Raw genomic sequence first — 17,668 nt, forward strand, 5'->3', positions numbered from 1 at the left:
TAATGACATCATATGCCGAAGAGGGCCTGTTGCACTGGTCTATGGCCTATTGCTCGTCAATATGGGCTTTTAGGATACGTAATCCTTTAGGGAGATGATTTTTAAGCTGGCCTAAACTCGCCTTGCCCCAACTAATTGGCAAACCATCTAAAGTTACAAGTGTCCATCCATGTAATTCGCTGGGGACAGGCAGGCTTTCACCGCGGAGCCAAGCATGTATTTCCGGGCCCTCACTGCTGAGATCAAAGCTTCGTGATGCTTGTAGGGGCTGAAGTGCCATAGCTAATGCATGAGCAGGTTCAATCCGATTTTTCTTCAAATGGGCAATATGTAGTCCAGCTCGTGGAATACGCAGTCCGTCCAGCAGCCCGGTATGGAGGTTGCCATTAAAGGACTCTGGCAGCAAATAAAGAGATTCGCCGAAGAGCAGGGGTACACCTTGGCATGAAAGACCAGGCAGTTCTACCGCAGCCCAGTCTTGAAAAAGCTGGTAGGCATCACGTATAGAAGAATTAGTTTTTGGGTTGTTTTTGCTTCGGCGTTTTTTGGCGTTGCGGTTGGCATCGTCATTCACGGATACAGTGTCAATTTGCTTACGCAGGAGTGCAACAAAGTGACCTTCGCCCTTTTCTAAATGCGGCCAAAGGCGTTTGCAGGTGAGTAGTTCCATATCGGGGTAACTAGCCGTCAATCGAGCAATGGTTTCTTCATTCTCTTGACGGTTAAAGGTGCAGGTAGAGTAAGCTAAAGTACCCCCTGGTTTAAGCATAATGTAGGCGTCTTGCAGGATATCCCATTGTCTCGCTGCGCACATAACTACATGAGCAGGAGACCATTCTTGAATGGCTTTTGGATCTTTTCGGAACATGCCTTCTCCAGAACAAGGAGCATCCAGCATAATTCGGTCAAAAGCTTGCGGGAAACGCGCAGATAGCTGTTCTGGTGTTGCACAGGTTACGAGGGTATTCTTAATGCCCAGACGTTCAACGTTCTCTGCTAGAATTTTTGCGCGTTCCGGATGGATTTCATTAGAGATTAAGAGGCCTTGTCCCTGCATTAAACCAGCGATATGCGTAGTTTTACCTCCAGGGGCTGCTGCAAGATCGAGGACGGTTTCACCGGGTTCAGGTGCCAGCAGTTCAGCTGCGGACATTGCGGAAGGCTCCTGAATATAATATAGTCCAGCGGCATGGTAAGGATGTCTGCCTGGTCGAGCGGGCTCATCATAATAAAACCCGCCCTGGCACCATGGGATAGGTTTCAAATTAAATTGTGGGACTGTACGGTCCACCGCAACTTGGCCTATGGCTGAGGTGCTTTTTAGCGGATTAAAGCGCAGTCCTTGAGTTCGTGGCGCTGAATAACTTTCTAGAAAAGCATCTGCCTCTTGCCCCAGCATTTCTTTAATAGATGCGGTGTAAGAGGCAGGCAGCTGTTCTTCCTTCATAGATCATTCTCCTTTTTCTTAGTTGCTGTTTCATGTTTATACCGATAAAATCAAGGTATGGGGAACGTAATCGTACCTGAAATTCTACATATATTCAACTATATCATAATTGCCAAGTCTTACAGTACACAGGGCAATTGTAAAGGGGATGTACCATATGAATTTGCTGCAAGCGCTCTTCTTCCCGCCGGAGCAACCCGGTGGTGTATCATCTATGATCCCTTATCTTCAGGAAAGATTCCGTTCAAGCCGTTGGGAGATGGATTTGTTTTGGCTGCCTAAGCGGATTCGCAATAAGGGGCATGAGGAAGTAATATTCGAGACGTTTGATTGGACGCAGTATGGAGAAAGTCCGATCGTTCAGAAATATATTCAGACCTATCGTGATTATTTATGGTGGACAAAACTGCGGATGAGTAAGCCTTATGATCTTATTCATTCTCATCATCCGATTGCTGGCTTAGCGATGAAAAAAGTGTTCCCTGATACTCCGTTAATTCATACCCTGCATTCCAGTTACGAGCGGGAATTGATTCTAAATGGAGCGATTTCCGAGGATGGCTTGGAGCATCGTTTTCTAGTCTCACTTTATCGTGAACTTGAGCATGTTAGTGATCGATTAATGACGGTGTCGCGATCTTTTGCAGAGTATGTGGCCCCTTATATTATTGATCCTTCTAATATAGGTGTTATACCGAATGGTTTTGATGAAAAAAGATTTAAGCCTGTTCCGCATGATAACGCTATTCCGCAGCTAGTGACCGTGACACGTCTGGTTCCGGCCAAAGGAATAGATATATTACTCAACGCTTGCGCGGAGCTTAAAAATCGCGGCCATGAGTATGTACTGCATATTATTGGCGACGGTCCTTCACGTGCAGATCTGGAAAAGATGGCCCAACATTTAGGGATCTATAATGAAACGATCTTTTACGGATATACGCTGCACCCTGAAGAATTCATGCCATTCTTTGATATTTTCGTATTGCCCTCTCGGGCGGAGGCGTTCGGTTCAGTGTTTGCGGAAGCGGCACTTAGCTGCCTGGCTTTAGTGGGGACAAATGTGGGCGGAATACCGGAGCAGATTGAAGATGGTGTGAATGGTTTATTGGTCAGTCCTGACGATGAGATTGCTCTTGCTGACGCATTAGAGAAGGTGATATCTGATCCGGCTTATCGTTATGAGCTTTCACGTTCCGCATGGGATAAAGCCAAAAGCCTATATTCGTTGACACGAGTTGCTAATGAACTTAAAAAAACCTATTTACAGTATCCTTCAGGAACGAAAGGGTGAGCACCTATGATTCCATTTCGCTTTCTGCATACTGCTGATTTACATCTGGATAGCCGTTTTGCCGGGCTGGCGCATATTTCGCCAGCCATTCGTGCTTATTTACGTGAGTCTACCTTTGCCGCCCTCGGGCGGCTTGTCCGCGTTGCGATCCAAGAGAATGTTGATTTTATTGTCATTAGTGGAGATGTGTATGATGTTTCAGATGCATCATTACAGGGACAGCTGCGATTTCAGGAAGCGCTCAAAGAACTCGGTGAGCACGGGATTCACGTGTTCCTGATTCATGGCAACCACGATCCGCTTGACGGACTGCGTCTGACAACGGAAATGCCAAAGCATGTTACCGTATTTGGCGGAGAGAAGCCAGATCACGCTACAGCTTGCCGCCGTATAGATGGCCAAGAAGTTGCCATCGTTAGTGGAATCTCTTATCCAACGGCGAAAGTGACGAACAACACAGCTGTAACCTTTTCTCGTAAACCTGGCAGCCGCCTGTTTCATATTGCGATGCTGCATGGCAATGTAGACGGTGATTTGCTGCATGAGACCTATTCTCCTTGCAGTCGCAGGGACCTTATCGAACGGGGGTTTGATTATTGGGCGCTTGGACATATTCATAAACGTAGTGTACTGCATGAGAAGCCTGTGATTGTATATCCAGGCAATATACAAGGGCGCAGCATTAAGGAAACCGGAGCTAAAGGTTGTTATATTGTGGATGTAGATGAGGCTGGAAGATCCACTCTGCAATTTCATGAACTGGATTTCGTCCGCTGGCAGGTTAGAGACTTATCTATAGAAGGATTAAGCAATGAAGCAGAATGGATACAGAAAGTGGAGCAGGTTATTGAAGACATCCGCGCGGAGCTCCCGGAGCTCATGTCGGTGGTCAGATTTCGTCTGATTGGGCGAGGGGACGTACATAAAGTATTGGCTGAAAAAGGGGCAGCAGAGGATTTGCTGTCTGAACTCCAGCGCCGTGAGGCGATTAGGGCTGAGCGTAAAGATTACAAAGGGCTTGTCTGGACGGAAGGGTTCGCTATAGAGTCCGGTTTAGCTATTGATCGCCAACGCTTATTGGAAGAGGATAGTTTTCTTGGAGAAATGCTGCGCATTGCAGAGCATACGGAACATTCCCCGGAAGCGCTCGAAGAACTATTAAATAGTGCGCTTAAACCGCTATTGGAGAATCAGGAGCTGCGAAAGCTGTTGTCTATGACTAGTCAAGAAGAGAAGTTGAGCTGGCTACGTGGTTCAGCAGAGCAGGGAATCACGATGCTTGGCGGGATGGATGATACTGTTGAAGCGGCGGAAAGTCTTTCGTATCAACAAGCCGGAGGGCAAAACGATGAGAATTGAACATTTGCATATCAATGGCTTCGGGCGTCTTCACAATCGAGAGATTCATTTAACGCAGGGAGTGACCGTACTTTATGGGCGTAATGAAGCAGGAAAAAGTACGACACTGCAATTCATACGCTCTATGCTGTTTGGAATTCCAAGCCGTGGAAATCCCTTGGAAAGGTATGAACCTATGCAAGGCGGATTGCATGGGGGAACCTTGAAGATACGTGACAGTAATGATGGTTTGTGGACCATTCGCCGTTTTGCTTCAGGTGCTGAGGGATCAGGAAGAAATGAAAAGCTGAACATTACAGTAAATCATCCAAATGAAACGACTCAAGAGCTGGGACAAGCTGAAATGGAACGACATTTACTTGGGGGGATCTCTAGGAGTATGTTCCAGCAATTGTTCGCAGTTTCACTGGACGAGCTGCAGGAGCTTGCTGCCCTTCAATCTGAGGAGATGAGCAGCTTTCTTTTTCATGCAGGTATGGGCGGTGGCGGTGCAATCATGCGTGCGGAACGCCGTTTGGTGCAGGAAGCTGAGAAGCTGTACAAACCTCGTGGCAAGCTGCAAGAAGCAGCAAAAGTTGTGCAAGCCATAGAAAAGCTTGAGCGACAAATGGTTGAGAGCCGTTCTTATCTTCCGCGATATAACGATAATATAGTAGCATTGAGGGTAACGGAGTCGGAGCTAGATGAATTGGAGCAACAGCGCAAGCTCACTGGAGAGCAGCTAGTGATGTTTCGAAAAGCACAGGAAGTCCGTGAGCTGTGGTTAAAGTGGAGCGAGGCTCAGCTAGAGCTGCAAGGATTGCCATTGATTTCAGCCTTTCCTGAAGAAGGAGCAACTCGCTTTCAGGCGTTTGAAGGAGAAATTCGGAATGCACAGGGATCAGTAGTACGTTATGAACGTCTTCTAAGCGAGCTTACTATTGAACTGGCAAAGAACCCTCCAGATGAAGTATTAGCAGCGCAGGGGCCTGTTTTAGAGCGGCTGGACCGGCATCGGAGCAGTTACGAGAACCGTAGAACGGAAAGACAGCGGCTTGAGGGAGAATTAACGGCGCTGAATGAGCATTTGCGGCGAATTCTGCGCGGCATTGATGTGAGCTGGGGCCCTGCAGAGCTGACTTCGTTCTCTGGGACAGCGGCGGATCGTGAAGCTGCACGGAAGTTTGCGGCGGCGTTCGCTAGTTATGACCGCCGCATGGAGGCGGAGGGTGCAACGCGGCAGTCGTTGCGCTCCCGTTTGGCCGCTGCCTCAGCGTCGCTCCAAGCAGCAGAACGGGCGCTGGCGCGTGAGCACGCTACCGGCGCGGAAGCTTTTGCGCAGCTGGCTCCGCGCAGCGCCCGTGAAGTGCTGCAGCTGTGGGACGAGCTGCAGCAGGCGGCCGAACGCTGGCGCGAAGCGCAGCTCAGCGAAGGGCCAGCGCGCGGCGCCGGAAGTGACGGCCTTGGCGCGAAGCGCATGGCCGCGCTCTACCGGCGCCTGCTGTGGGCTGGGGCAGCACTAACCGTGCTGCTGCCCGCAGCGCTGTGGCTGACCGGTGCTCCGCCGGCCAGCGCCGTGCTTGCGATCGGCCTGCTGGGCGCGGCCGATCTGGCCCTTTGGGCCGGCTTGCGCGGAGCGCGCCGGCCGGAAGCGTCCCCGCCAGAGCATGGCGGGGACGTCAGCGCAGCCGCAGCCGAGATGCTGCGGCTGCGGGGGCAGCTGCTCTCCGGGGCGGAGCCGGAGAGCGTTGTGCCGGGGCGGCGGACGGCCGCCCCGGGGTCCAGCCCTGACGCAGGCGGGCTGGAGGCCTCCATGAGGGAGCTTCGCAGGCTCATGGAGGCTTGGTCAGCTTGGCGGCAGCGCATCGAACGCTATGCCGCCGAGCGTGATGCCTGCCGCACGGAGCTGGAGACGCTGGCAGGCCAAGAGAAGCTGCTCGCTGAAGAAATGCACCGGGCGGAGGCGGCATTCACGGAAACTGCTGAGCAATATGAAGAATGGCTTCGCCAACGCAGGTTGCCTGAAGGATTATCTCCTGAAGGGCTGCCGGATATTTTTGCTATGGTTGAACAAGGGAATGAGCTGCTGCGCCAAGAGAATAAACTCTCCTTACGATTGAAGGAGCTGGAAGCAGAATGTAACGTGTTTGAGGAGGAGCTGCTCGCTCTTATTTATGAGTCGGGTGCTGATCTTGGCGACGAGTCTGGTGTAGCGGCAGCTGGCTTTGAAATAGATCCGCAAGAGGGGAAACGAGTATCTGCATTAACCTTACTAAGCTGGCTGGAACTGCGAAAAAGAGCATGGGATGATCTGAAAAAGGACTTGATTCGCCGGGAAACTATGCAGTCAAGATTGCAGGATGTGGATGAAGAACTCAAGGAGAGCCACAGGATATTAGGTGAGCTGAGAGAACAGCGTGAGCTTCTGATACAGGAAGGCGGGGCGACTGGTGGAGAGGATTTCTTACGCAGGTCAGCAGCTGTGCAGCGGCGCAGTGATCTGAATAAATCGATTCGCCAGTGGGAGCTTGCTATGTTCGGTGGTTGGGAGGAAGAACGGGTTACTGCTCTGCTGGAATTATTAAATCATCATGATGCGGAAGCATTGCAGCTGGAGCGGTCATTGGCTGAAGAGTTAATGGAACGGCAGGAAGAGGGTTGGAACAGCCTGCTGGAGCAACGAGGTAAGCTGCTTCAGGAAAGGGAGTATTTGAAGGAGCGCTGCGTGGAGGATTCTGTTATTCAGCAACTGGAAGAGCAGAGAGCAGCCTTGCGGATCGTGGCTGATAAATACGCAGTGGCAGCGATAACTGCCGAACTAATCGGGCGAACTCGCCGTGTGTATGAGCAGGAGAAGCAGCCACAGGTATTACTGCTTGCCTCAGATTATTTCTCCAAGCTGACAGAAGGGGAATATAAAAGGGTTGTTATGACACTAGGGCATAAAGAGCTGAAAGCTGAACACAAGAATGGGAGATTACTAGACAGCGGACTGCTCAGCCGAGGGACGGCAGAACAGCTGTATCTTGCCATCCGGCTGGCATTGGCAGAGACCATGTCACGGCAAATATCGCTGCCGCTGTTATTCGATGATCTCTTCGTTAACTTTGATGAGTCTCGTCTTCATGCTGCACTTGGACTTCTTGGAGAACTGTCGATCTCCCGCCAGATTGTGATGATGACCTGTCACAAGCATGTGGCGGAAGCGGCAGCACGTATGATTCCTACAGCAGCGGTTATTTCCGTGTAGTTCGGGTGATTGGTTTTACGGATACGATACTGTTCCCCTTCTCCTTTGAGTTCGATGAAGTATTACTACCTGGTGGAGAGGACCATGGTGTTCGTAGCAGTTTGACAGCCCAGACCAGTGATAAACCTCCGAAGATTGGGTAGAACACGGAGAGCAGTGAACTAAAGCCGAACTGGCTCAGTAAATAGCAGATCAACATCAGTAGTGGTGTAATCAATGCGGTTGATAGGGGAAGCCGTTGCTTAAGCTGTACAGCTACTCCATAAATATCGGCGACAAAAGTGCTGAAGATCTCCAAAAAGATCAGCAGCAGATATATAGTTTGCACTACAGTACCCAACCGGACGGCGATGCTGCCCATCGGAATTTCAAACTTGAGAATCCCTGGCATCTGTGAGCTCATTGCGAAATGTGCGGCAATCAACATAAAACCAATCCCGGTACCCCCAATAATACCGCCCCATACAAGGGATTTTTCTTCCTCTGTGTGACGAGCCATAGGGACTAAAACAGCTTGTGCCATCCCTAAATTAAAGGCGGTGTAGAGCAGCGGTGACATCCATGCCCCAAAGAGAGAGCGATCGTTATCAAGGAACAGGAACCGTCCAGCTCCCGGAATTTGAAAAGTATTAAAAATAATGATAAGTGACAGAGTAAGCATTAAAGGAACTACAATACTGTTCATTTGCAGAATACCGGAAATTCCTCGTTTTAGCAGAAAGTATGAACCAAGCAATGTGATAATTAGTCCAGTCTGATAATGAAGTCCGAGATGCTCCTGAAAAATAGCGCCGGCCCCTGCAAGCATAATACTGTTCACTCCGATCAGGACGACCATCGTGAACAAACTGATGGTGCTTCCGACCTGTTCCCCGAAGAGGTGACGGTTAAAGTCCTCATAGGATTCCGCTTCTATTCGCCGAGCAATGACCATCATTTTTGTACCCAGCCATATGAACAATATAGTTGAGAGCAGGATGGTCAGGACTGCCCAGTGCCCGTAACGTGTGAAGAATTTTAATATTTCCTGCCCGGTGGCGAATCCGGCTCCTACAATGGTGCCAATATAAGTGAAAGCGATCTGTAATGTTCGGACATGTGATTTCATGGCTCCCCTCCTAATAGTTTTACGAAGCTAAAGAAAAATCATAATGAGTGCTATGCAGGATAACCTTGTGTACTCTGTATAGTACAGGTTATGATGAGGATCAGTAGGACATGACTTCCGTCGTAATTGCTTTATGATCAGTGATTAATTTGTACGGAATGTCTGCGATTATAAAGGGTATTGGAGGTTCAAAGTCATGGAAGTGTTGAAACAGCGGATTTTGGAAGAAGGTGTCGTCGTTTCGGATGAGGTGCTGAAGCTGGATGCACTGCTAAATCATCAGGTTGATCCACAGCTTACGATGGAAATGGGACGGGAGTTTGCCGGGAGGTTTGCGGACTCAGGAATTACACGTATTGTGACCGTAGAATCCTCGGGCATTGCCGTGGCATTTGCCACCGCGTATGAATTAAAGGTGCCGCTAGTTTTTGCACGCCGCAAAAAAACACTGTTAGCTGATCCGGATGCGCTTTGCGAAAGAGTTCCGTCTTTTACAAAAGGTATTGTTACAGATATTATGCTGTCTCGCCAGTTCATCTCTCCAGAGGATAAAATCCTCTTTATTGATGATATTATTGCCAATGGTGATGCAGCGCGTGGATTGATTAAGATCATTCAACGTTCTGGCGCTGAGCTAGTTGGTCTTGGTGTTGTAGTAGAAAAAAGCTTTCAGGCAGGGGCTCGGACGATCAGAGAGCAAGGCATTCGTCTGGAGTCACTCGTAAGAATTACCTCTCTAAATGGAGGCACCATCGAATTTGGGGAATAGCCTAATTGGTAATAAGAACAGGCCTATTTTTTAAACAACTGCTTTTCACCCTATGGATTTTCCTTTATAATAAAAATTAGACATAGGGAGGAGGCGTCACAATGGGGAAAGAACCGGTGACTGAACAATTTTTTATTGATAAATTAACCGAGGCCAAGGATCATTTCGAGCGTGCGCTGGATTGCAAACACACGGAATTCGACGATCTGTATCCCTATATGATTGAACATCCTCAGTTTTTTTGGTACAAACGCTATGTAGCCTGGTCAGAGCTTCTGACAATCAAAGGTTTGTGCGAAGAGTTATCCTTCCCGTGGAGGGAGAAATTCACAACTAACCAAGTGGAGTATCTGGAGCAACGTGTGATGTCCGCTAAAGTTCTTGACTTCTGGTTTGAGAAGAATGAAGCGCTGATATAAGAATGCTTTAGTAGACATGCAAGTCGTTAATTGCCTACATGAGACCCAGATGATTTATCATTTGGGTCTTTTTTCTGAGACTAAATAGGACAAGCTATGACAGGAGGGATTAATGATGATTAGCGATGAGCAATTGGATGCCTACCGGATTTCCGGTGAGAAAATTCGTGTAGTGCGTGATGGCTTGGAAAGTAACGATGTAAAAGGGATAGTTCTTGCTTGGGATGATTCTCAGGTGATGATACGTCGTCAGAATAGACGAGTAGTGAAGCTGGATCGCAATTATATATTCCAGCCATTTAGTGAACCAAGACAAGATCCGGATAATATATAATCTTCACAGTAATAATTTTCGCAGTAATCATCTTCATAATACAAAACAGCTCCTCGCCCTACTGGGCGGGAGCTGTTTCTGTAATATCATTTGGGATTATATAGTTAGAGCTAGTTCAGACGCATTCTCTTCTCTGGAGAGTATGGAGAGTTCTGTGGACAGTCCAAGATACGCGCGCATGCGCAGCATCATTTCTCTACGGAAGCCTGGCCATAATATATTCATCTCTCCTTGAAATCCTCTGCAGGAATATAAGGCTTCGACTCCTCGCTGATCTTGGCGAACGGTAGTAATCTTCAAATCATGGGAGCTCAGCTCGCGCGTAACCTCTTGAAGCATTAGTGACGTCTTCTTAGTGGCACCAGATACGAGCTCCATATATAGCTGAGGGGTCTTAAACAGGCCGCTTCTACTGATTACACGGCAGTCACGTTCGAAAACTTTATGAATAAACGTTAGCAGCAAATAGCTTCTGACCAGGGACAGTTCTTCTTTAGTTACTTCTTCATCAATAATGGATGTGTTTAGCTTTGTAGTCGCCATTATAAATCACCTCATTTATATTATGCGAACTTTTGTTCTCATTATACCTTATATTCGGCAACAAAAGCAATAATTATCCATAAATTAATGAATGATAAGAAAACGACGAAAATATATTGACGTTGAATTCTCAGCGTGGTATGATCTATCTTGTGACCGCAATAAGCGAGTCATTATAATACGCGGTCATGGCGGAATTGGCAGACGCGCTGGCTTCAGGTGCCAGTGGTAGCAATATCGTGGAGGTTCGAGTCCTCTTGACCGCATAGCTAAAAGGATTATAGAACTGCTCTAGTAGCAGGTTTATAATCCTTTTTTTATGTTTTTCAGCAGACGGTAGTGCGAAAGAGGGAGGTATCCTTAAGAACCATCACCTGAGGCTAACGGACCCAGATGAAGCTATTTGCTCATTTATCGCCTTTTGAGCGTAGTATCGGACCCCAGTGCAGCTATTGCATGGAAAAAGGATCACAATTGGCGTTTTTTATGCCAATAGCGACTGTAGGGTCCGATAGGAATTCAAATGTGCTTTAAAGCTGGGAATAAGGTCAATGGGGTCCGACAAGAATTCAAAGTGCTCTAATGCTACAAATAAGGTCAGTTGGCCCGATAGAATCCAAATGTACTCTAAAGCTGCGAACAAGGTTAGTTAGTCCGATAGGAATCCAAGTTTGCTCTAAAGCCACGAATAAGATTAGCTGGGTCCGATAGAAAACCAAATGTGCTCTAAGCCACGAATAAGGTCAGCGGGTCCGATAGAATCCAAATGTGCTCTAAGCTGCGAATAAGGTCCGCGGAGTCCGATAGCGTCTTTCCACGCGCAGATTGGGGAAATACTAATTAGTGTTTTGCTTCTACGTTACTGCCCTGTGTAGTCATCATCATCACCTGATGCTAACGGACCCGGATGAAGCTATTTGCTCATTTATCACCTTTTGAGCGTAGTATCGGACCCCAGTGCAGCTATTGCATGGAAAAAGGATCACAATTGGCGTTTTTTATGCCAATAGCGACTGTGGGGTCCGATAGGAATCCAAATGTGCTCTAAAGCCACGAATAAGATCAGCTGGGTCCGATAGAAAACCAAATGTGCTCTAAAGCCACGAATAAGATCAGCGGAGTCCTATAGCGTCTTTCCACGCGCAGATTGGGGAAAGACTAATTAGTGTTTTGCTTCTACGTTACTCGCCCCGCGGAGTCATCATCATCACCTGAGGCTAAAGGACTCAGATGAAGCTATTTGCGCATTTATCACCTTTTGAGTGTAGCATCGGACCCCAGTGCAGCTATTACATGGAAAAAGGAACGAATAAGGCATTTTTTATGCCAATAGCGACTGTGGGGTCCGATAGGAATCCAAATGTGCTCTAAAGCCACAAATAAGATCAGCTGGGTCCGATAGCACCATCGCACGCGCAACTATGCTCGAATCCAATAAAGTTTGTTGTCTAGATCAAAGTCTAAGACACGAAAGAAAACAGGTGCACCCGGCTTGGCTTTTGGGACACACCTGTTTTTTTACAGGATAATGAATTACACTGTTGCTCTACGCAGCATCAAAAACGATAAAAGAGCGTACACAACTGTCAAAGGCATGGACCACAAAGCAAGTTCAAATGCGGTATATCCAGCAAACCAGTTGAAGAGGTCTACCCACCACTGATTATAGGTCATTAATAATACACCGAGACTGCACAGGATAAACATAGCCCCTGAGAAAATGAACAAACCGCTTCGGCCAAATCTCCGGAAGATACTGGATATCATTAGCCCCAGAAAAAACATATTAAGAAAGAGCACAAAATACATCCACAGCTGTTCTATGGCATTACCATCATTTAAAAAGGGCAAATGAAAATAATGTAGTTCCAAACCCCAGCCACCCGTGAGCTTGCTTTCAATGATTGCGAGCAGGTAGAGGAGAATTGAGTAGGTGGCGCTAGTTATAATAGCCATTAAGGAAGTGCCTATGAAATAATCCGTTCTGCGTTGGCTTAAGCCCAGAGCAAAAGGGAAGGTCTGCACCAAAATGAGTATACCGGTGATTAACATATAAATGAAGATGGAGACGAGACCGCCGGTATAGATTGGTTCTTGGATGAAAGAAGCGACGATGACATTTACCAAGAAGCTGGATAACAAGATTACCCAAGGCATATACAACCATAACCACTTATCTCTGAAATGCATTTTTATCATGCCTGCCGTAGGATTCATTACACGGTCACATCCTTTCCTAGAGATTTTTTATTTGTGAGATGAACGATTAATTGCTGTAAAGATACAGGTGAGATTTCTAAGCCTAACTTTTCAGCATGTACTTGATCTTTCGGGTTGAAACCGATAATGGTGGCCGTAAGCAATCCGCCAAAAGACTCGCGGGAAATGACTTGTTTGCCGGCGATAAAATCTTCGATCTTCGCTGTCGCGCCGATTACCGTAACAGCTTGCCCGCGAAGGGCTTCAGCATCTTCGTTAATAATTAGCTTGCCGTTGTCGATGACGATAACATGCTCTAAAAGCTGACTTACCTCATCGATCAAATGGGTGGACAAAACAACTGTGCGTGGATTTTCAGCATAATCTTCAATTAGGCGATCGTAAAACAGGCTTCTAGCTACAGCATCAAGTCCTAAATAGGGTTCGTCAAAAATGGTAAGCGGAGCACGGCTGGCTAGACCTACTACAATTCCTACAGCCGAGAGCATACCTCGGGATAGCTTTTTTATTCTTCTTTTTAATGGCAGATTGAAATCCTTGATTAAAGAGTGAGCATATTCCCGATCAAAGTTTGGAAAAAATAATTCGGATACCTCCAGTACATCGATGATTCGGTACGTGTCCGGATACCTTTGGCTTTCCTTAATGAAGCAAATCTGCCTGAGAACCCGGTTATTCTCGTACGGATGTTCACCAAATACGTTCAGGACACCACTTGTGGGGAAAAGCTGAGCTGTGATCATATGCATTATTGTGGTTTTTCCTGCACCGTTTCTGCCGAGAAGCCCGTATATCTTGTTTTTCTCCAAAGAAAAACTGAGTTCATGGATGGCAGTGACATTTCCGTATGACTTAGTCAATCCTTTGATTTCAACAACTTCATTCATGACTTGTTGTCTCCCCTCTGAATCATAATTGTTAATTGATCCAACGTAATTCCTAATTTTTCAGCTTCACGGATCATGGTTACTACATACTGTTCATAAAATTGTTCTTTTCTCTTCTCCATCAATACTGCACGCGCTCCAGAAGCTACAAACATACCGATTCCTCGTTTTTTGTACAATATCCCTTGATCCACAAGCAAATTCACACCTTTCGCAGCCGTAGCCGGATTGATCTGGTAGAAAACAGCAAACTGATTTGTCGAAGGAACTTGTGACTCCTCCAGCAGTGTTTCTTCGATGATGTCATTTTCTATTCGTTCGGCGATCTGCATAAAAATCGGTCGTGTATCATCCATTAAGTTTCCCATGTATTCACCGCCAACTTCATTGGTTAGTTAGTTATGTAATTAACCATATATGCAACGAAGTTAATTGTCAATATTTTTAATTATTTTGGGCTGTATCCACATAAATAAAGGCTGCCCAGAATGCTCTGGATAGCCTTTTATTTGCATTACATAAATGCTATGATTTTGTCCTTGGTAAAAAAGAAGGGGGAGTTCAGCTATGAATGATTATGGTCCGGATCTGTTCAAAGATACTGCAAGCTATTACACCAGATATCGCCCGCTATATCCGTCCTCACTGATTCGATATCTGGTGGATAAATTCTCACTTCATGGAGAAGGCCGGTTGCTGGACTTAGGCTGTGGTACTGGGCAGTTAGCGCTAAGGTTCACGGATTGGTTCGAAGAAATCATTGGCGTAGATACTGAACTAGAGATGCTAGATGAAGCAAAGCTGTTATCACAGTACAACAGGGTTGAGAATGTTAGCTGGCAACAGGGGAGAGCGGAAGAACTATCCAATGACTGGGGTTCCTTTCGTCTCATCATGATGGCTAAGGCGTTTCACTGGATGGACCGAGAATCCATACTTGAAGTTCTCTATCATAGTTTAGATGATAACGGTGGTATTGCTGTAATTGATACTTTTAATGAACAACAAGAACCGTTACCATGGCAACAAAAGGTAGAGGAAGTAGTGAAACGCTGGTTGGGTGACGAAAGAATAGCCGGAAAAAGTACATATAAACATCCCCAAGAAAGACATGAGGATGTTGTAAAGCGATCCAGTTTTAAAGACGTTAAAAGACAGGTATTACCGAGTTATTCCATCACTTGGACTGTTGATTCGATACTAGGAAATTTGTATTCTACGTCTTATGCTTCTAAGCGATTATTTAGAGATAACTTAGAACGTTTTGAAGATGATATGAAATCAGCTTTATTAGAAATAGAACCTACAGGTGTATTTACAGAGGACTTGTCGGTTTCCGTCATTACTGCCTTTAAAAAAGAAGCGGATTTACGATAAAAACCGCGCATTGATCTCACCGCATCCTGCTGTGTTAGGACTTAGTTTAAGGCGATACGTGTTCTTTTTTAGTATGGATTTTACTTGCTTAGGCGTAAGAGAAGGGTTCTTCTGGAGTAATTGCGCGATCACACCCGAGACGATAGGTGTTGAGACACTGGTACCGGACAGCACAAAGTAATCTTTAGCTATCCGCAAATAAGGAAGCTCGCGATCCAGCTTGGATCGTGGAGCACGAAGGGAGATGATCGTCTCGCCTGGAGCAACGAGATCTGGTTTCTTCCTTCCTCCCGGTGCGGGTCCGCGACTGGAGAACCAAGTGATTCGGTCGTCCGCTTGTGTGAGCGTGCGACGGTCATCCACTGCACCGACAGTAATTGCTGAAGGACTAATCCCTGGAGATTCGATCGTACTGCGTCCCGGGCCGCTGTTTCCAGCAGCTATTACAACGTTAAGTCCGGCTTTAATTGCTTTTTCTACAGCTTGGCAGAGTGGATCATCTGAACAAGGAAGATTCACCTTACCCCCGAATGACATCGAAAGAATACGAAGATTAAGTCTTCTCCGATTCGCAATACACCATTCAATTCCTTTAATGATTGTGGAGTCATATCCATCGCCATTTTTATCTAGTACTTTGACACCTACTATCCCTGCCTCTGGAGCAGGGCTTTTGTATTTTCCTTTACTCATCCATCCGTTGCCTGCTGCATCCCCTGCGATATGAGTTCCATGGCCGTTATCGTCATAGGGCTGTTTTCTATGATTGATAAAATCTTTAAAAGCAACTATACGGTTAACAGGGCGAAACAGGTCAGGGTGCCGATACACCCCTGTATCAAGAATAGCAATGTTGATGCCTTTTCCGGTAAGCCCCTTTTTCTTTTGGGCGGTTGTAGAACCAATGGATGGTGTCGCTATATTAAGGGATGTTTTTTTGACTTGATCCAAATAAATTTTTTCGATTCCATCCCAGCGGCACATCCGGTTCAGGCAGTTCTTTGAAACTTTGGATGATATCGAATTGAGCAGGTGAAGATGATATCTGATCGGAAGGTCGTGGGATTTTAAATGCTTTTGTAAAGACTGTAGCTGGGCTGTAGTTATTTTTTGTTTGAATTTAATGATAACTGGAATGGTATTCGCTTTATGCCCTGGAAGATAGGAACGTTGAACTCTTTTTCTCAAGGAATGGTGCATTTTCGAATGATATTGCTCTAGCCATTTTTGACCGTTCATTAGTAATGAATCACCTCTTGAAGGTATTATATGCACTGCAGAGCTAGTGGACACGAAACTATGAAACTAGGGTTTAACATATTTTCAGATTTGTAGGTGAAAGAGAGGTCAAACCTTACGATTCTTGCATTTACTAACGTATCCTAAAAAGAAAGTGGTGAAGTAAATGGCAATTATTAAAAAAACAGTTAACAAGAAAGCAGTTATGGCTAGCAAAGTTCTCGCGGCTAAAAAAGCGAAAGCAGCTCCTACAAGAAAGAAACGTAGAATTAGACAGACTCTGGATAGATTTATTGTTGTTGCTATTGGTACAAATGCAACGGGTACACCTAAAGATACTACGGGGTGGACAGCTTCATTGAGAGCTGGAACTACAACGGTTACTGCTGATTTTGACGAATTTGGTGTAGTTAGATTTCCAACAATTAGCACCTTAACATCGGTACCTTATCTTCTCACTTTAAGAGATGAGAGTGGAGCTACTATAAGAAGTTTTAACGTTCCCGCAGACCGCGAATTTTTTGTGGCTAGATTCTAGTTTGGACAAGCCAGGTCAAGTAAACAGCATGCGTCGATTTTATATCGATGCGTGCTGTTTTTTTATTTTTCTAACTTTGATTCAAGTGAGTGATTTGTTACAGACAAACAGAATGGGGGGATGCCATACTTTCAGCATCATAATTTTGGGAATATAGTACAAAAATGGACAATATATAAGGCGGTGAGAGGTTTCGTGAAAGAAAAAGGGAATATATCAGGTATTCAATATTTTTTATTAGGAATGCTTGTATTTTTAATGTTAGGAATGGATATGTTCATCATGGGATTAGATCAATGGTTATGGGGGGATTTGTTTAATATAGACGACTTTTTTGTCAGCCCTTGGTACGTACTAGTTGTTCATTGGAGCATAGTTACCCTATTGTGGGCAGTAGGAGCTATGATATTTCTACTTTGGTTCAGGAAGAGGAAGTTGATTGAACAGGTTATATCTTTTCATTGGAGCTCTAAGGTCATTCCTTTGTTATTTGTAGCTTTTTTATCAAGTTTTTTGTTCGCAGTGCTAGAATTTTGGATTAATGGGGAGAGCATTCCACAGATTTATAGAGAATATGAAAACTTCAAGTTAGAACATGGTTTTATGGGCATATGGGTTGCCTTGGTTCAAAACATATATTACATTGTGGAAGCTGTACTAGTTGTACTATTGGTTGCGCTAATGCAGCGTGCAGGAGAAGTATGGTTTAAGAATCCTTCTCTTCCTTATGGGGGAATAGGTTTAATGCTGACTTGGGGATTAGGTCATTTGACGCATGGTCTGCAAAGCGGCTTGTATATTACTGCTTTTTCTTTGGTATTTGGCTGGCTGTTTGTGAAAGCAGGCAAGCAGTGGTGGCCAAGTTTTCTGTTTATCTGGCTTGTATTTGTTTTATAATATTTAGT

At 45.8% G+C, this 17,668-nt stretch carries 16 protein-coding genes and 1 tRNA gene; 10 read left to right on the plus strand and 7 right to left on the minus strand.

The window, feature by feature from the left end:
* Positions 1-46: 46 nt before the first annotated feature.
* Complete coding sequence (locus NST40_RS10740) at positions 47-1,447, minus strand: RsmB/NOP family class I SAM-dependent RNA methyltransferase (protein ID WP_076277934.1); 1,401 nt, start codon at positions 1,445-1,447, stop codon at positions 47-49.
* A gap of 157 nt (positions 1,448-1,604) precedes the next feature.
* Here NST40_RS10740 and NST40_RS10745 point away from each other — a divergent pair, with 157 nt between their 5' ends.
* From NST40_RS10745 to NST40_RS10755, 3 genes are read left to right on the plus strand one after another with little or no spacing between them, the layout of a single operon-like run.
* Positions 1,605-2,741: a glycosyltransferase family 4 protein gene (locus tag NST40_RS10745; protein ID WP_076191391.1), complete on the plus strand. Its 1,137-nt coding sequence runs from the start codon at positions 1,605-1,607 to the stop codon at positions 2,739-2,741.
* 6 nt (positions 2,742-2,747) lie between these two features.
* Entirely contained in the window at positions 2,748-4,100 is a 1,353-nt protein-coding gene (locus NST40_RS10750; RefSeq protein ID WP_076218090.1) for a DNA repair exonuclease, read from the plus strand.
* The gene (locus tag NST40_RS10755; RefSeq protein ID WP_076277933.1) at positions 4,090-7,329 is read left to right on the plus strand and encodes an AAA family ATPase; all 3,240 of its coding nucleotides are present in this window, start codon (positions 4,090-4,092) and stop codon (positions 7,327-7,329) included. The genes NST40_RS10750 and NST40_RS10755 overlap by 11 nt, the downstream gene beginning before the upstream one ends.
* On the opposite strand, the gene NST40_RS10760 is transcribed toward NST40_RS10755, so the two are convergent.
* On the minus strand, positions 7,316-8,437 hold the full coding sequence (locus tag NST40_RS10760; protein WP_076220631.1) for a hypothetical protein: 1,122 nt from the start codon (positions 8,435-8,437) through the stop codon (positions 7,316-7,318). The two genes, NST40_RS10755 and NST40_RS10760, sit on opposite strands and share 14 nt — an antisense overlap.
* Positions 8,438-8,633: 196 nt before the next feature.
* Here NST40_RS10760 and NST40_RS10765 point away from each other — a divergent pair, with 196 nt between their 5' ends.
* The 3 genes from NST40_RS10765 (at position 8,634) to NST40_RS10775 (ending at position 9,959) form a co-directional block, all read left to right on the plus strand.
* A complete protein-coding gene (locus NST40_RS10765) occupies positions 8,634-9,206 on the plus strand; it encodes a xanthine phosphoribosyltransferase (protein WP_038569895.1) in 573 nt (190 codons plus the stop codon).
* Between the two features lie 101 nt (positions 9,207-9,307).
* Positions 9,308-9,625, plus strand: a complete 318-nt coding sequence (locus tag NST40_RS10770) for a hypothetical protein (protein ID WP_036689410.1) — start codon at positions 9,308-9,310, stop codon at positions 9,623-9,625.
* Between the two features lie 115 nt (positions 9,626-9,740).
* Positions 9,741-9,959, plus strand: coding sequence for a hypothetical protein (locus NST40_RS10775; RefSeq protein WP_076186635.1), 219 nt, complete (start codon positions 9,741-9,743; stop codon positions 9,957-9,959).
* Between the two features lie 96 nt (positions 9,960-10,055).
* Here the strand turns inward: NST40_RS10775 and NST40_RS10780 are convergent, their stop codons facing one another.
* Complete coding sequence (locus tag NST40_RS10780) at positions 10,056-10,502, minus strand: hypothetical protein (RefSeq protein ID WP_051491615.1); 447 nt, start codon at positions 10,500-10,502, stop codon at positions 10,056-10,058.
* A 182-nt stretch (positions 10,503-10,684) separates the two neighbouring features.
* Here NST40_RS10780 and NST40_RS10785 point away from each other — a divergent pair.
* Positions 10,685-10,768 (plus strand) — tRNA-Leu (locus tag NST40_RS10785).
* Positions 10,769-12,035: 1,267 nt separating this feature from the next.
* On the opposite strand, the gene NST40_RS10790 is transcribed toward NST40_RS10785, so the two are convergent.
* Genes NST40_RS10790 through NST40_RS10800 form a run of 3 tightly spaced genes read right to left on the minus strand, consistent with a single transcriptional unit; the run spans position 12,036 to position 13,977 of the window.
* Positions 12,036-12,719: a hypothetical protein gene (locus tag NST40_RS10790; RefSeq protein ID WP_076277473.1), complete on the minus strand. Its 684-nt coding sequence runs from the start codon at positions 12,717-12,719 to the stop codon at positions 12,036-12,038.
* Complete coding sequence (locus NST40_RS10795) at positions 12,719-13,609, minus strand: ABC transporter ATP-binding protein (protein WP_076277472.1); 891 nt, start codon at positions 13,607-13,609, stop codon at positions 12,719-12,721. The genes NST40_RS10790 and NST40_RS10795 overlap by 1 nt, the downstream gene beginning before the upstream one ends.
* Complete coding sequence (locus tag NST40_RS10800) at positions 13,606-13,977, minus strand: GntR family transcriptional regulator (protein WP_036689422.1); 372 nt, start codon at positions 13,975-13,977, stop codon at positions 13,606-13,608. The genes NST40_RS10795 and NST40_RS10800 overlap by 4 nt, the downstream gene beginning before the upstream one ends.
* A 199-nt stretch (positions 13,978-14,176) precedes the next feature.
* On the opposite strand from NST40_RS10800, the gene NST40_RS10805 reads away from it, so the two are divergent.
* A complete protein-coding gene (locus tag NST40_RS10805) occupies positions 14,177-14,986 on the plus strand; it encodes a class I SAM-dependent methyltransferase (RefSeq protein ID WP_076277471.1) in 810 nt (269 codons plus the stop codon).
* Here NST40_RS10805 and NST40_RS10810 read toward each other — a convergent pair.
* A complete protein-coding gene (locus tag NST40_RS10810) occupies positions 14,978-16,225 on the minus strand; it encodes a S8 family peptidase (RefSeq protein WP_076219468.1) in 1,248 nt (415 codons plus the stop codon). The genes NST40_RS10805 and NST40_RS10810 overlap by 9 nt on opposite strands.
* A gap of 166 nt (positions 16,226-16,391) precedes the next feature.
* Here NST40_RS10810 and NST40_RS10815 point away from each other — a divergent pair, with 166 nt between their 5' ends.
* Together NST40_RS10815 and NST40_RS10820 are read left to right on the plus strand one after the other, a co-directional pair.
* Positions 16,392-16,763 carry a hypothetical protein gene (locus tag NST40_RS10815; RefSeq protein ID WP_076277470.1) on the plus strand — a complete coding sequence of 124 codons (372 nt, stop codon included), beginning with the start codon at positions 16,392-16,394 and terminating at the stop codon, positions 16,761-16,763.
* Positions 16,764-16,958: 195 nt separating this feature from the next.
* Positions 16,959-17,660, plus strand: a complete 702-nt coding sequence (locus NST40_RS10820) for a hypothetical protein (protein WP_143761942.1) — start codon at positions 16,959-16,961, stop codon at positions 17,658-17,660.
* Positions 17,661-17,668: the final 8 nt, after the last annotated feature.

Origin of the sequence: Paenibacillus sp. FSL R10-2778 (assembly GCF_038593035.1) — a bacterium.
GTDB lineage: Bacteria > Bacillota > Bacilli > Paenibacillales > Paenibacillaceae > Paenibacillus_AQ > Paenibacillus_AQ odorifer.

Coding starts and splice junctions, on each gene's coding strand:
- NST40_RS10740 (WP_076277934.1), bottom strand. CDS start 1,447: ATGAAGGAAGAACAGCTGCCTGCCTCTTACACCGCATCTATTAAAGAA.
- NST40_RS10745 (WP_076191391.1), top strand. CDS start 1,605: ATGAATTTGCTGCAAGCGCTCTTCTTCCCGCCGGAGCAACCCGGTGGT.
- NST40_RS10750 (WP_076218090.1), top strand. CDS start 2,748: ATGATTCCATTTCGCTTTCTGCATACTGCTGATTTACATCTGGATAGC.
- NST40_RS10755 (WP_076277933.1), top strand. CDS start 4,090: ATGAGAATTGAACATTTGCATATCAATGGCTTCGGGCGTCTTCACAAT.
- NST40_RS10760 (WP_076220631.1), bottom strand. CDS start 8,437: ATGAAATCACATGTCCGAACATTACAGATCGCTTTCACTTATATTGGC.
- NST40_RS10765 (WP_038569895.1), top strand. CDS start 8,634: ATGGAAGTGTTGAAACAGCGGATTTTGGAAGAAGGTGTCGTCGTTTCG.
- NST40_RS10770 (WP_036689410.1), top strand. CDS start 9,308: ATGGGGAAAGAACCGGTGACTGAACAATTTTTTATTGATAAATTAACC.
- NST40_RS10775 (WP_076186635.1), top strand. CDS start 9,741: ATGATTAGCGATGAGCAATTGGATGCCTACCGGATTTCCGGTGAGAAA.
- NST40_RS10780 (WP_051491615.1), bottom strand. CDS start 10,502: ATGGCGACTACAAAGCTAAACACATCCATTATTGATGAAGAAGTAACT.
- NST40_RS10790 (WP_076277473.1), bottom strand. CDS start 12,719: ATGAATCCTACGGCAGGCATGATAAAAATGCATTTCAGAGATAAGTGG.
- NST40_RS10795 (WP_076277472.1), bottom strand. CDS start 13,609: ATGAATGAAGTTGTTGAAATCAAAGGATTGACTAAGTCATACGGAAAT.
- NST40_RS10800 (WP_036689422.1), bottom strand. CDS start 13,977: ATGGGAAACTTAATGGATGATACACGACCGATTTTTATGCAGATCGCC.
- NST40_RS10805 (WP_076277471.1), top strand. CDS start 14,177: ATGAATGATTATGGTCCGGATCTGTTCAAAGATACTGCAAGCTATTAC.
- NST40_RS10810 (WP_076219468.1), bottom strand. CDS start 16,225: ATGAACGGTCAAAAATGGCTAGAGCAATATCATTCGAAAATGCACCAT.
- NST40_RS10815 (WP_076277470.1), top strand. CDS start 16,392: ATGGCAATTATTAAAAAAACAGTTAACAAGAAAGCAGTTATGGCTAGC.